A 13,175-nucleotide genomic window follows, 5' to 3' on the forward strand; every position below is an offset into this window, starting at 1 on the left:
CAAGATTCGTCACCGTAGCGCCATTGCAACCCAGTAAGTCTTCAGAGCGACGATGTACGTGACGAGCAGCGGCAACCACAACGCGCTCTTGTACCAGTACGCGACCGCCACGAACATGGCGATCGTCGCTCCCATCTTGAGCGCCTCGCCGATCATCCAGCTCATGATCGTCTCCGCGCCGCTCTTCGCTCTCAGGCGCGCGGCGAACAAAGCGCTCGGCACCCAGCAGATTGCTCCCCCCAGAAATGCGGACAGCGCAGCATCACCCGGCGGCTTGTAGAACAGCCACCAAAGCAGCGTCGCACCCAGGGACAAAACCATTTGCGCTGCCACCACCTTAAACGGCGTGACACGCGATGGACGACTCACCTCGGGCCCAAACAGCTTCTGTGCCTGATCCCGCGTGAGCGGAACGATATTGTTATCTTGCGCTTCGGCATCCCACGCGTCGGCAGACGAACTGCGCGGCTGATTTCCGGAGGCGTTCGCATCGCCGGTTGCGTGAGCGTTCGGCGCTCGATTTTCCTCTCGCACCGTCTTCAAACCTTCAACCAAGAGTCCGGAAAATCACCTTGCGCTTTCGCTGCGCTTTCGAGGTGGCCTAGCTGATAAATCCGGGCGATTGTAAGCGATTGTTGTCGCGGATTCAATAGTTTAGGTGTGTCAAAAGCCAAGCGGACGAAGCTTAAAAATCAATCTCAAAAGCGAGACTTTTCTTGCAATTGCAAGGAGATTCTCATTCGATGGCAGAGCCTTCAGTGAGCGTCAAACGAGCGCCCAACCGATGACCATTGCCACGATCCAGAATGGTATCGACACCATGTGAAATGGCATCCACATGCCTTTTTCACCCGACAATCGCATGGCAATGAGATTGGCCAGCGAGCCGATCGCCACGCCGAATCCCCCGACGCTGACACCGAATGCGAGCGCGCGCCAGTCCTTCGTGAATTCCGCTAGCACGATGGCCGCGGGCACGTTGCTGATCGCTTGCGAGAGTACGGCGCCGGCCGCATACGCGCGCGCTGGCGTGGCTATTCCAACCTGGGCGATGGCCGCGTGAATCGACGGCAACGCGGCCGCGCTGCGCAGCACGATGAACATCATCACGAAGATGAGCAGCAACAGCCAGTCGATCCTGAACACGATCTCGCGACGCCATAGCAGAAAGACGATCGCGAGCGCGGCAAGCGCCGGACCGACATGATGCGCATCGGCGAGCGCGACGAACACAGCGAATGCAAGCACACCCACACCGCACAACACGCGATCGACACGATGCTCTTCGACATCGCCGGATAGATCGAGCGGTTTCGCGCGGAACATCATGAACGTGACGACGCCTAGCAGCGCCATCAATGCGGCGCACAGCGGCAGCATCGCCCACACGAACGCGGGGAAGCCGACGCCGCCCGCCTGCCATAGAAAGAGGTTCTGCGGGTTGCCGAGGGGCGTGAGAATCGAACCTGCGTTGACCGAGAGCGCGATCACGATGACGAGCCGCTTGATCGGCAGCGGTGCGAGCTTGTGCAGCGACAATGTGAGCGGCACGACGGCAAAGAGCGCGACGTCGTTGGTCAGCACGGTCGAAAGTCCCGCAGCAAGCGCCACGAGCAGCAGCGCCAGGGTCCGCTCGCCATGAATATGATGCACGAGTCGATGCGCCGCCCACATCAGGAATCCTGATAATTCGATCGCCTTCGTCAGGATCAGGAGGCCGGCGAGCGTGAGCACCGTCTGCCAGTCGACGAGACCGGGCAGCGACATCCACGAACGCGGATGCGCGATCTGCAGCGCGACGAGCGCGAAGATGAGAATCGCGAGAACCGGCTCTTTCGAGACGGTCCTCCAGATAAGCGCGAGAAAGTCGGAACGCGTGCGCTTCGCGTTGAATTCGGACAAGATCCGCGCGATCAGTTGGCGGGAGTCGGCGCTTCGATACTGCCGCGCAACTTGGTGAGGATGCCTTCGAGCGAGTCCAGATTGCCGAAATCGATCGTGACTTTGCCGCGCCCTCTTCCGCCCAATTTGATCTTCACGTTCGCGGAAAGCAGATCGGACAACTCTTCTTCGAGACGACGCGTATCACGTCCGCCGTCGTTTGCGGCGCGTGCTTTTGTCGCAGGCGCTTCCTTTGTGGTCGCCGCCACCAGACGTTCGGTTTCGCGAACCGACAAACGGCGATTGACGACGTGATTGGCAAGCTGGATCTGCGTCGCCGCATCGACTGCGAGCAGCGCGCGCGCGTGGCCCATGTCGAGATCGCCGGCGAGGAGCATGGTCTGAACGGGCGACGCCAGGTTCAGCAGACGCAGCAGATTCGACACCGCGCTGCGCGAGCGCCCGACCGCTTCGGCCGCCTGTTCGTGAGTAAAGCGGAACTCGTCGAGCAGACGCTGGATGCCCTGCGCCTCTTCCAGCGGATTCAGATCCTCGCGCTGAATGTTCTCGATCAACGCCATCGCGGCGGCGGCTTGATCTGGCACGTTTTTCACGAGCACTGGAACTTCGTCGAGTCCCGCAAGGCGCGCGGCACGGAAACGTCGCTCGCCCGCGATGATTTCATAGCGATCGTCGCCGATGGAGCGCACGAGAATCGGCTGCATCAGTCCCTGCGCGCGAATGCTCGCCGCGAGTTCCTGGAGCGCGCCCTCGTCCATCCGCGTGCGCGGCTGATACTTGCCGGCCTGCATCTTATCGAGCGACAGCACCGAGGGTGCGCCCTCGCCGCGCACGGCTTCCGTAATGTCGACGCTGCCGCCGAGCAATGCATCCAGGCCTCGGCCTAGACCTTTTTTCTTCATCACAGCGCTCATTTCGGTTCCTCCGTCAGCGTTCTCTGTCGCATCGAATGGGTTTTGCTTAGTTGACGTTGAGCGCACGCACACGCTCGATCATTTCCGTGCCGAACTGGATATACGCCTGCGCACCGCGCGACGACTTGTCGAAGACGACGCCGGGCAGCCCGTAGCTCGGCGCTTCGGCAAGGCGCACATTGCGCGGGATCACAACGTCGAACAACTTGCTGCCAAAGTGTTCCTTCAATTGGTCCGACACTTGTTGCTGCAACGTAATTCGGGGATCGAACATCACGCGCAGCAGGCCGATAACCTTCAGATCGCGATTCAGATTCGCGTGCACCTGCTTGATGGTGTTCACGAGGTCCGACAGCCCCTCCAGTGCGAAATATTCACATTGCATGGGGATCACGACGCCGTGCGCTGCGCACAGCGCGTTGAGGGTCAACAGCGAGAGTGCCGGGGGGCAATCGATCAGCACAAAGTCATAGTCATCGACTACCTCGGCGATCGCGGCCCGAAGGATGCCCTCGCGATTCTCCATCTGCACGAGTTCTACTTCGGCGCCCGCCAGTTCGCGATTTGCGGGCAATACGTCATAGCCGACGGCCTCCGGACGTGTGCGCGCCTCGCGCAGCGTGACGCCATCGACAAGCACCTCATAGACAGTGTTCTCGCACGCTGCCTTGTTGATGCCGCTGCCCATGGTCGCGTTGCCTTGCGGGTCGAGGTCGATCAACAGCACGCGCTGGTCGAGCCCTGCGAGGCTGGCCGCGAGATTGACCGCTGTCGTGGTCTTTCCAACGCCGCCCTTCTGATTTGCGACGCAGAAGATTTTTGCCATCGTTTAGTGTCCTCGTTTTTCGCTGTCAGAAGATCAGCGTGCCTGGCTGGAATGCTGGATGGAACCTGTACGACGGACCGTCAAGCTGGCTCGACGGCAATCTCGACGAGGTGTCGCTCCGCGTCGAGCATAGGAACCTTCAATCGCTCGATGCCGAGCACTTTCGCGCCCTCCGGCACACGCGCGGCCTCGGCTTCGGGCCTGACGCCCTTCATCGCCAGAATTCGCCCATTGTCGGCAACCAGGTGACGCGCAAGTGTAACGAAATCGGAGAGCTCTGCGAATGCACGCGACACGATTAAATCGAATTTTCCCGGGACTTCGACTCCCGGACGTAAACTTTCGACGCGACCAGTCACAACCGATAGATTGTTCAGACCCAATTGCACTTTAGCCTGCGACTGAAACGCGGTTTTCTTATGAACGATGTCGTTGAGCGTGACGCGCAATTCCGGCAGCGTGATCGCCAGTACGATGCCAGGTAAACCGCCGCCCGACCCGACGTCCAGCGCAGTCGCCGGCTTGCGCGCGGACACCGCCCGAACGATCGCGAGCGAATCCAGGATGTGCTGAATCAGCATCTGCTGCGGATCGCGGATCGCCGTCAGGTTGTAGACGGAATTCCACTTGCCGAGCAGCGCGACGTAATCGAGGAGCTTCTGAATTTGCGAGGGCGATAGCGCAAGATCGAGTTCGGCGACGCCCTTCTCGAGCGTCGTCGCCAAGGATGGATTGCGCTCCGTCATTGAACCGCCGTCGGCTTATCGGTGATTGAATCGTCGCCAGCCGCATTGCGACCGCGGCGGCCAGCGCCGCGCTTCAGATGAACCATGAGAAGCGAGATCGCAGCCGGCGTGATGCCCGAGATACGCGAAGCCTGTCCGATCGTCTCCGGGCGATGCTGAATCAGCTTCTGGCGGGCCTCAAAGGACAAACCTCGGACTTCGTTATAGTCGAGCGCTTCCGGCAGGCGCGTATTTTCCTGCGCGCCATTTCGCACGATCTCGTCCGCCTGACGATCGATGTAGCCCTGATACTTCACACCGATTTCGATCTGCTCCTTGATCTGCGCGAGCAGGACCGGATCATCTGAGAGCGATGTTTCGGGACCGCAGGCGCCATCACGGATAGAGCAAATTCCGTCGTATGAAACTCCGGGCCGTCGCAGGAGATCGGCAAGACTGTATTCGTGATCGATCGGCTTACCAAGCAACACGGTCGCCTCTTCCGCCGGGAGAGTCTTCGGATTGACCCACGTAGAACGAAGGCGTTGTGTTTCACGTGAAACAGCATCGCGCTTGCGGCTGAAAGCGTCCCAGCGGGCGTCATCGACGACGCCCAATTCGCGTCCGATCTCTGTCAATCGCATATCCGCGTTATCTTCGCGCAATGACAGGCGGTACTCGGCGCGACTCGTGAACATCCGATACGGCTCTGATACGCCACGCGTGACGAGATCATCGACGAGAACGCCCAGATACGCCTGATCGCGACGCGGCGACCACGCTTCTTTCCCTTGAACTTGAAGCCCAGCGTTGATACCCGCCAGCAGGCCCTGCGCGGCGGCTTCTTCGTAGCCGGTCGTACCGTTGATCTGACCTGCGAAGAACAGCCCGTTGATGGCCTTCGTTTCGAGCGAAGCCTTCAGCGCGCGCGGATCGAAGTAGTCGTATTCGATCGCGTAGCCAGGTCGAAGGATGTGCGCATGTTCAAGGCCGCGCATCGAGCGAACGAGTTCGAGCTGAACGTCAAAGGGGAGACTCGTGGAAATGCCGTTCGGATAGAACTCATTTGTGGTCAACCCCTCGGGCTCCAGGAAGATCTGGTGCGCGTCTTTGGAGGCGAAACGGTGAATCTTGTCCTCGATAGATGGGCAATACCGCGGCCCGACGCCTTCGATCACGCCTGTGTACATCGGCGAACGATCGAGTCCGGAGCGGATGATGTCGTGCGTTTGAGCGTTCGTATGCGTGACCCAGCAAGGCAACTGACGCGGATGCTGCTCCACGCGCCCAAGGAACGAGAACACAGGAATCGGATCGAGATCGCCCGGCTGCTCTTCGAGCTTGGAAAAATCAATCGTCCGGCCATCGATTCGCGGAGGCGTGCCCGTCTTGAGACGGCCTTGGGGGAGCTTCAACTCCTTGAGCCGCGCCGAAAGCGACACCGCAGCAGGATCGCCTGCCCGTCCACCGACGTAGTTATTCAGCCCGACATGAATCTTGCCGTCGAGGAAGGTGCCAGCAGTAAGCACGACAGCGCGGCCTCGAAAACGGAGCCCAACTTGCGTCACGGCGCCGACGACGCGATCGCCTTCGACCATCAAATCGTCGACCGCTTGCTGAAATAGCCACAAGTTGGCCTGATTTTCGAGCCGATGTCGGATCGCCTGCTTGTACAGCAAACGATCCGCCTGTGCCCGCGTGGCCCGCACGGCCGGCCCCTTCGACGAGTTGAGAATCCGGAACTGAATCCCCGATTCGTCCGTCGCCGCGGCCATTGCCCCGCCGAGCGCGTCGACTTCTTTGACGAGATGGCCCTTGCCAATCCCGCCGATCGACGGATTGCAGCTCATCTGACCCAACGTCTCGATGTTGTGGGTCAAAAGTAGCGCCTTACAGCCCATACGTGCAGAGGCGAGCGCCGCCTCTGTGCCTGCGTGACCGCCGCCAACGACGATCACATCAAATTCTGTGGGATAAAGCATTGGGATCTCGTGTGCGAACGACACGAACCTGGGAGAGAGAATAACTTTGAATTATAACGGCTTCTTCTCTGCCTCGAATTCGACCGATCGGCCGAAGACGAAAAAAAGGCGTGTTTCACGTGAAACACGCCTTCTGATGGCACCGCGAGCGTCGCGCTTACGCGACTTTTTTCGTCAAACCGAGATAGGTTTCGATGACTTGCGGATTGTGTTGGAGCGCGTCTGCGTTTCCTTCGAGCGCGAACTCACCCGTCTCAAGCACATAGCCATAGTCGGAAATCTGCAAGGCAGCGCGTGCGTTTTGCTCGATCAACAGCGTCGCGACGCCCGTTTGACGAAGGGCGCTGATGATGTGAAAAATCTCTTTTACGATCAGCGGGGCAAGTCCAAGGCTCGGCTCGTCGAGCATGAGAAGCTGCGGCTTGCCCATCAACGCACGGCCCACCGCCAACATTTGCCTCTCCCCGCCCGACAACGTTCCGGCCGCCTGTTTCCTGCGTTCTTTCAGTCGCGGAAAAAGCTCGAATACGTGATCGAGCTGATCGAGAAAGTTACGCTCGCCGGCCCGCTTGCGCCGATATGCACCAAGCACCAGATTGTCCTCAACCGTCATCGTCGCGAACAACTCGCGCTTTTCCGGCACCAGACACATTCCACGTGAAACACGACGTTCAATCGCCAAGGCTGAGACATCTTCGGCGAGATATCGCACGACGCCCTTGGCATGCCCCGTTTGCGGTAACGCGCCCATGATCGCGTTAAGAAGCGTCGACTTACCTGCGCCGTTCGGCCCGATCACGGAAACGATCTGCCCCGGACCGACGGTAAGCTTGCCATCGTGCAACGCCTCGACCTTGCCATAACGCACCGACAAGCCGTCGACCTGCAAAATCGGATTTCCGACCGCATTCGATTCCTTCGCCATCACTCCACCCCGCCCAGATACGCTTCGAGAACCGCCGGATCTTTTTGGACTTCCGTCGGCAAGCCTTCCGCGATCTTCGTTCCAAATTCCATCACGACAAGCCGATCGGTCAAATTCATCACGAAGTCCATGTCGTGTTCGACCAGAAGAATGCTCATTCCCTCGGCACGCAGCTTTCGCAGCAACTCGGCCAATTGCAACTTTTCTTGATAACGCAGACCCGCCGCGGGTTCGTCGAGCAACAGAAGAGTCGGATCGCAGCACAGCGCCCGGGCGATTTCGAGAATCCGCTGCTGACCGAGTGCCAGACTGCCGGCCTCACTGTAGATATGCTTCTCCAGACCCACGCGCTTGATCTGCTTCGCAGCTTCGGACATCAAGCGAGCTTCTTCGGCCGCATTCAATCGCACGACACTGCGCCAGACTCCGGTGTTGCCGCGCAAATGCGCACCGATTGCGACGTTCTCCAGCACCGTCATCCCCGTAAGCATCTTGACGTGCTGGAACGTCCGCCCAATCCCCCGTTTGACAATTTCACGTGAAGTGAGCTTTTCGATTCGCTCCCCGTGAAAACTGATCGCTCCGCTCGTGGCCTGAAGCACGCCCGTCACGAGATTGAAGGTCGTGGATTTCCCCGCACCATTTGGGCCAATCAGACCGATGATCTCGCCCGCCTTTACCTCGAAGCTCACATCGTTGACCGCGACCAGTCCGCCGAACTGCTTGCGCGCTTTTTCGACAACGAGCAAGGGCTCACCCGCGTTTGGCTTGCTGCGCTGCGGCAAAACATCGCCATGATCCGGGACATGCGCACGCGGCCCGCGCGGGAAAAGGCGAGCCACGAACGGCCAGACGCCCTGTCGCGCGTATTGCAGCAGCAGCACCATCAAGACGCCGAAAACGATAATCTCAAAATTGCCGTTCGCGCCGAGCAGCTTGGGCAGAAGCGTCTGAAGATAGTCCTGCAGAACGGTAAGGATCGTCGCGCCGAGAATCGCACCCCAGACATGCGAGACGCCGCCGACCACCGCCATGAACAGGAACTCGATGCCGTGATTCAGTCCGAACGGCGTCGGATTCACCGCGCGCTGCAAATGGGCGTACAGGAAGCCGGAAATGGCCGCGAGAACCGCTGCATAGACGAAGATGACGACCCGCATCCAGGCGGTGTTGATGCCCATCGCTTCGGCCATCGTGCCGCCGCCTCGCAGCGCGCGGATCGCACGCCCCGGACGGCTATTAAGCAGATTCTGAACAGAAATCACCGCGAGCAATACCACGACCCAGATCAGGTAATAGATGCTGCGGCCCGATTCGAGCTCCCAGCCGAACACGTTGAGCACGGGAATGCCGTTGATACCGTCGTATTTGCCCAGCAGTTCCATGTTGCCGAACAGATAAAACAACGACAGCCCCCACGCGATCGTCCCGAGCGGCAGGAAGTGCCCGGAGAGGCGCATCGTGATGAGGCCGAGCAACAGCGCGATAAACGCCGTCAGCACGACGCCCGCGATCAGCGCGAGCCACGGCGAGACACCGTATCGCGTCGTCAGGAAGGCCGTCGCATACGCGCCTACGCCGACGAACGCAGCCTGCCCGAAGCTCGTCATCCCGCCGATGCCGGTCAGCAGCACGAGTCCGATCGCGACGATCGAATACAGGCCGATGTAGTTCAGCAGCGTGATCCAGTACTCGGGCACGGCGACCGGCCGAGGCAGGATCGGCAGAGCGAAGACGATCAACAAAAAGATCCAAAAAGAACGGAATTTCATCGGCTTACTCCTCGTCCTCATCCGAATGCGGGCTTGCCAGGCTGCGCCACAGCAAAACCGGAATAATCAACGTGAAGACGATCACCTCCTTGTACGCGCTCGCCCAGAACGACGAATACGATTCGAGCAGACCCACCAGCAACGAGCCCGCAGCCGCGAGCGGATAGCTCACCAGACCGCCGACGATGGCGCCGACGAAGCCCTTCAGGCCGATCAGAAAGCCGGAGTCGTAGTAGATGGTCGTGATCGGCGCCACGAGCACGCCGCACAGCGCGCCCAGGCCTGCCGCGAGCGTGAACGCGAGGCGGCCTGCCTGCGTCGTGCCGATGCCCACGAGCCGCGCACCCAGCCGGTTCACCGACGTCGCGCGCAAGGCCTTCCCGGAAATCGACCGATCGAAGTAGAAGTACAACGCAGCGATCAACACCACCGCCGTGCCGACGACCCACAGGCTCTGTCCGGAAATCGACACGCTGCCGAGATTGAACGTGGCGTCCGAAAACGCCGTCGTGCGCGAGCCTTCCGCGCCGAACATCACGAGCCCGAGGCCGACCATCGCGAAGTGCACCGCCACCGCCACGATCAGCAGCAGCAAGGTGCTCGCCTCCGCGATCGGCTCATACGCAAGGCGATAGACGAACGGTCCCATCGGCACGACGATCAGAAGTGTCAGCGCGATCTGCACGATCATCGGCAGAGGCTGTGCGAAGGCCGCCTGCGTGATTCCCCAAACCGCGACGGGAAACAGCAGATACTTGCCCGCCAGCACGGCGAGCAAGCGTCCGATCTGGTGATATCGTGCAGGATGCCGAACGATACCAGCGAGTTCCGCGACGAAGCAGCCGACGCCCATCGCGATGAGCAAATAGCAGGTCGCGGGCAGCTTCTGCGTTTGCAGCGCGGCCAGCGTGAGCGCGCCATACGCGACGAACTCGCCCTGCGGAATGAAAATGACGCGTGTCACTGAGAACACGAGCACCAGAGCGAGCGCGAGCAAGGCGTAGATCGCGCCCGTGGTGATCCCGTCCTGCGCGAGGATCGCCGCAATCGATAAGTCCATACTTCCTCTTCAAAGCTTCTTTTGAAACAGGCGCCTCAATAACAGCCGCCGGGACATGGTCAAAGCGGCGCGCCGTTGCCGGTGCGCCGCTCGTTCATCTCGAAATCAAGAAACAAGAACGCGCGATGAAGCGCGTCCTCTGACGCTCAGTCGTTCAGCAATTTCCACTTGCCGTCGACGATCTGCACCATCACGCGCGCGCGATTGTCGAAGCCGTTGTGATCGGTCGGCGTCATGTTCATGATGCCGTGCGACACCGGCAGATCCTTCAGGTTTTCCAGCGCCGCACGCAGCGCTTCGCGGAATTCCGGCGTGCCCGGCTGGCCCTTCTTCAGCGCCTCGGGAATCGCGCGCTGGAGCATCTGGCCCGCATCCCATGCATGACCGCCGAAGGTCGACAGCGAACCCGCGCCGTACGCCTTCTCATACGCTTCCTTGTAGGCGGCCGACGACTTCTTCACCGGATTGTTGTCCGGCAACTGCTCGGTCACGAGCACCGGACCCGCGGGCAGAATCTCGCCCTCGCAGTCCTTGCCGCAGACGCGCAGGAAGTCGTTGTTGGCGACACCGTGCGTCTGATAGACCTTGCCCTTGTAGCCGCGCTCCTTGAGCGCCTTCGCCGGCAGCGCCGACGGCGTGCCCGCGCCCGCGATCAGCACCGCGTCCGGGTTCGCGCCCATCGTTTTCAGGACCTGGCCGGTCACGGACGTGTCCGTGCGGTTATAGCGCTCGTTCGTGACGATCTTCAGCTTGTGCGCCGCCGCCGCCGTATTGAACACGTTGTACCAGCCGTCGCCGTAGGCATCCGCGAAGCCGATGAAACCCACCGTCTTCACGCCGTGCTTCTCCATGTAGCTCGCGATTGCATCCGCCATCAGCGCGTCGTTTTGCGGCGTCTTGAAGACCCACGACTTCTTCGCATCCATCGGCGCGATGATCGCTGCGGACGCGGCCATCGAGATCATCGGCGTCTTGCCGGCGGCGGCCGCATCGATCATCGCGAGCGAGTTCGGCGTCACCGTCGAGCCGACGATCGCATCGACGTGATCTTCATCGATCAGCTTGCGCGTGTTCTGCACGGCGCGGCTCGTGTCGGAACCGTCATCGAGCACGATGTATTCGACCGATTTCCCGCCGATTTCCTTCGGCAGCAGCGCGACGGTATTTTTCTCGGGAATCCCGAGCGATGCGGCCGGTCCCGTTGCCGAGAGCGTCACGCCGATCTTCACCTGAGCCAACGCCGCGCCCGATGCTGCGAGCACGCTGCCCGCGATGGCGAGCGCGATGCCCGTCCTGATCCATGCCTTCTTCGTTTTCATTGCTTGTCTCCAAACGCGACTTGCGGTTCACGCACCCCTGCGGTGCGCTGCTGCGAGTTGTTATCGATGCTGCTTCCCTAGGCTAACCAAAGAGCCGCCCCAATCTATTTACCGCGTTACTGCGTGCCAAGGCTGGTTTTCCCTGACCGTTGCGCCGTTGCGATCGAGGCTTCGCGCCCTCTTCTTCGCTTCGGGTTCCTACTGCACGGCACAGAAAAAAAGGCGCGTTGTATTGCTAACGCGCCTTTGTTCTCCGAATCGTTTCACATGCGAATGCGTCAGTTGCCCGAGAGCTTCCATTTGCCGCCGACGATCTCCACCATCACGCGCGCGCGCTGGTCCAGTCCGGAGTGATCGTTGGGGCTCATGTTGAAGATGCCGTGCGATGCAGGCAGATTCTTCGTCTCTTCGATAGCCGTGCGCAGCGCTTCGCGGAACGCCGGCGTGCCCGGCTGGCCCTTCTTCAATGCGACGGGAATCGCGCGCTGCAGAATGAGGCCTGCGTCCCACGCGTGACCGCCGAACGTCGACACGGAACCCGCACCGTATGCGCCTTCATAGGCCTTCTTGTACGTGAGCGCGGCCTGCTTCACGGGATTGCTGTCGGGCAACTGCTCCGCGACGAGCAACGGGCCCGCGGGCAGGAACGTGCCTTCGCAGTCCTTGCCGCACACGCGCAGAAAGTCGTTATTGGCGACGCCGTGCGTCTGATAGATCTTGCCCTTGTAGCCGCGCTCCTTGAGCGTTTTCTGCGGCAGCGCGGCCGGCGTGCCCGCGCCCGCGATGAGCACCGCGTCCGCGTTCTGCGACATCATCTTGAGCACCTGGCCCGTCACCGACGCATCGTTGCGCGCAAAGCGCTCGTTCGCGACGATCTTCAGCTTCGCCAGATCGGCCGCCTTCGAGAATTCCTTGAACCAGCTCTCGCCGTAAGCGTCGGAAAAGCCGATGAACGCGACCGTCTTCACGCCGTGATTCGACATGTGTTGCGCAATCGCGGTGGCCATCAGAATGTCGTTCTGCGGCGTCTTGAAGACCCACGCGCGCTTGCTGTCCATCGGTTCGACGATGCTCGCGGCCGCGGCCATCGAAATCATCGGCGTGTGCGTTTCGGAGGCGATGTCGATCATCGCGAGCGAATTCGGGACGACCGTCGAACCGACGAGCGCATCGACGTGATCTTCGCTCGTCAGCTTGCGCGCGTTCTTCACGGCCTGGGTGGAATCGGTGGCGTCGTCGAGAACGATGTATTCCACCTTCTGCCCGGCGATTTCCTTCGGCAACAATGCGACGGTGTTCTTTTCCGGAATGCCGAGCGAAGCCGCCGGGCCCGTCGCCGAGACCGTCACGCCGATTTTCACGTCCGCCAAAACGGGATTGCTGAATGCCGCCGAGAAACTAATGGAAATTGCCGCGACGGCCATTGCGACCGCCTTGCCGCGTAAAGCCAACTTCATTGATTTGCGCCCCGTAAATCAGTTTTCTGCGTGGAGAATTGCCTGCGAATATGCCGCTGATTCGCGTCCGCCGTGAATCACCGACCATCGGGTCGGGAAATGCAGTTTAGCGGACGAAACCACCGCGCAGCAAGCGTTTTGAAGGGTTTAGCGTGCGCTGGAAACCCCGGGAAAACCCGCGTTAAAATCAATCGCGGGATTTTATTCGTATTATCGATGGGGAATAAAAAAAGCGCTGTTGGAATCATCCAACAGCGCTTTTCGGTCGGGCACTTTGTGCCTCATGTCTCCTC

Annotated in this window: 12 protein-coding genes; 1 reads left to right on the forward strand and 11 read right to left on the reverse strand. The window is 60.4% G+C overall.

Annotation, left to right across the window (positions count from 1 at the left end; translation table 11 throughout):
• Positions 1 to 9: 9 nt before the first annotated feature.
• The 11 genes from QCE73_RS14350 to QCE73_RS14400 all read right to left on the reverse strand — a co-directional run bounded on the left by QCE73_RS14350 (position 10) and on the right by QCE73_RS14400 (position 12,786).
• Positions 10 to 555: an ATP synthase subunit I gene (locus QCE73_RS14350; protein WP_029672587.1), complete on the reverse strand. Its 546-nt coding sequence runs from the start codon at positions 553 to 555 to the stop codon at positions 10 to 12.
• 210 nt (positions 556 to 765) lie between these two features.
• Positions 766 to 1,902 carry an SLC13 family permease gene (locus QCE73_RS14355; RefSeq protein WP_309881765.1) on the reverse strand — a complete coding sequence of 379 codons (1,137 nt, stop codon included), beginning with the start codon at positions 1,900 to 1,902 and terminating at the stop codon, positions 766 to 768.
• 11 nt (positions 1,903 to 1,913) lie between these two features.
• Positions 1,914 to 2,816 carry a ParB/RepB/Spo0J family partition protein gene (locus QCE73_RS14360; RefSeq protein WP_035499361.1) on the reverse strand — a complete coding sequence of 301 codons (903 nt, stop codon included), beginning with the start codon at positions 2,814 to 2,816 and terminating at the stop codon, positions 1,914 to 1,916.
• A 46-nt stretch (positions 2,817 to 2,862) separates the two neighbouring features.
• A complete protein-coding gene (locus QCE73_RS14365; RefSeq protein ID WP_238209372.1) occupies positions 2,863 to 3,642 on the reverse strand; it encodes a ParA family protein in 780 nt (259 codons plus the stop codon).
• A gap of 80 nt (positions 3,643 to 3,722) precedes the next feature.
• Positions 3,723 to 4,388, reverse strand: a complete 666-nt coding sequence (rsmG, locus tag QCE73_RS14370) for a 16S rRNA (guanine(527)-N(7))-methyltransferase RsmG (RefSeq protein ID WP_309881768.1) — start codon at positions 4,386 to 4,388, stop codon at positions 3,723 to 3,725.
• Positions 4,385 to 6,349, reverse strand: a complete 1,965-nt coding sequence (mnmG, locus tag QCE73_RS14375; RefSeq protein WP_309881769.1) for a tRNA uridine-5-carboxymethylaminomethyl(34) synthesis enzyme MnmG — start codon at positions 6,347 to 6,349, stop codon at positions 4,385 to 4,387. The genes rsmG and mnmG overlap by 4 nt, the downstream gene beginning before the upstream one ends.
• 157 nt (positions 6,350 to 6,506) lie before the next feature.
• Complete coding sequence (locus tag QCE73_RS14380; protein ID WP_309881770.1) at positions 6,507 to 7,274, reverse strand: ABC transporter ATP-binding protein; 768 nt, start codon at positions 7,272 to 7,274, stop codon at positions 6,507 to 6,509.
• Positions 7,274 to 9,046: an ABC transporter permease subunit gene (locus QCE73_RS14385; protein ID WP_404989753.1), complete on the reverse strand. Its 1,773-nt coding sequence runs from the start codon at positions 9,044 to 9,046 to the stop codon at positions 7,274 to 7,276. The genes QCE73_RS14380 and QCE73_RS14385 overlap by 1 nt, the downstream gene beginning before the upstream one ends.
• Positions 9,047 to 9,050: 4 nt before the next feature.
• Positions 9,051 to 10,106, reverse strand: a complete 1,056-nt coding sequence (locus tag QCE73_RS14390) for a branched-chain amino acid ABC transporter permease (RefSeq protein WP_035499368.1) — start codon at positions 10,104 to 10,106, stop codon at positions 9,051 to 9,053.
• A gap of 146 nt (positions 10,107 to 10,252) precedes the next feature.
• A complete protein-coding gene (locus QCE73_RS14395) occupies positions 10,253 to 11,425 on the reverse strand; it encodes an ABC transporter substrate-binding protein (RefSeq protein WP_309881772.1) in 1,173 nt (390 codons plus the stop codon).
• A 278-nt stretch (positions 11,426 to 11,703) separates the two neighbouring features.
• On the reverse strand, positions 11,704 to 12,786 hold the full coding sequence (locus QCE73_RS14400) for an ABC transporter substrate-binding protein (RefSeq protein ID WP_309882017.1): 1,083 nt from the start codon (positions 12,784 to 12,786) through the stop codon (positions 11,704 to 11,706).
• Between QCE73_RS14400 and QCE73_RS14405 the strand changes: the two genes are divergently transcribed.
• Positions 12,671 to 12,958 (forward strand): hypothetical protein, encoded by a 288-nt coding sequence (locus tag QCE73_RS14405; RefSeq protein WP_309882024.1) that lies wholly within the window; start codon positions 12,671 to 12,673, stop codon positions 12,956 to 12,958. The genes QCE73_RS14400 and QCE73_RS14405 overlap by 116 nt on opposite strands.
• The last annotated feature ends 217 nt before the right edge of the window (positions 12,959 to 13,175 follow it).

The organism is Caballeronia sp. LZ029 (assembly GCF_031451275.1).
GTDB lineage: Bacteria > Pseudomonadota > Gammaproteobacteria > Burkholderiales > Burkholderiaceae > Caballeronia > Caballeronia jiangsuensis.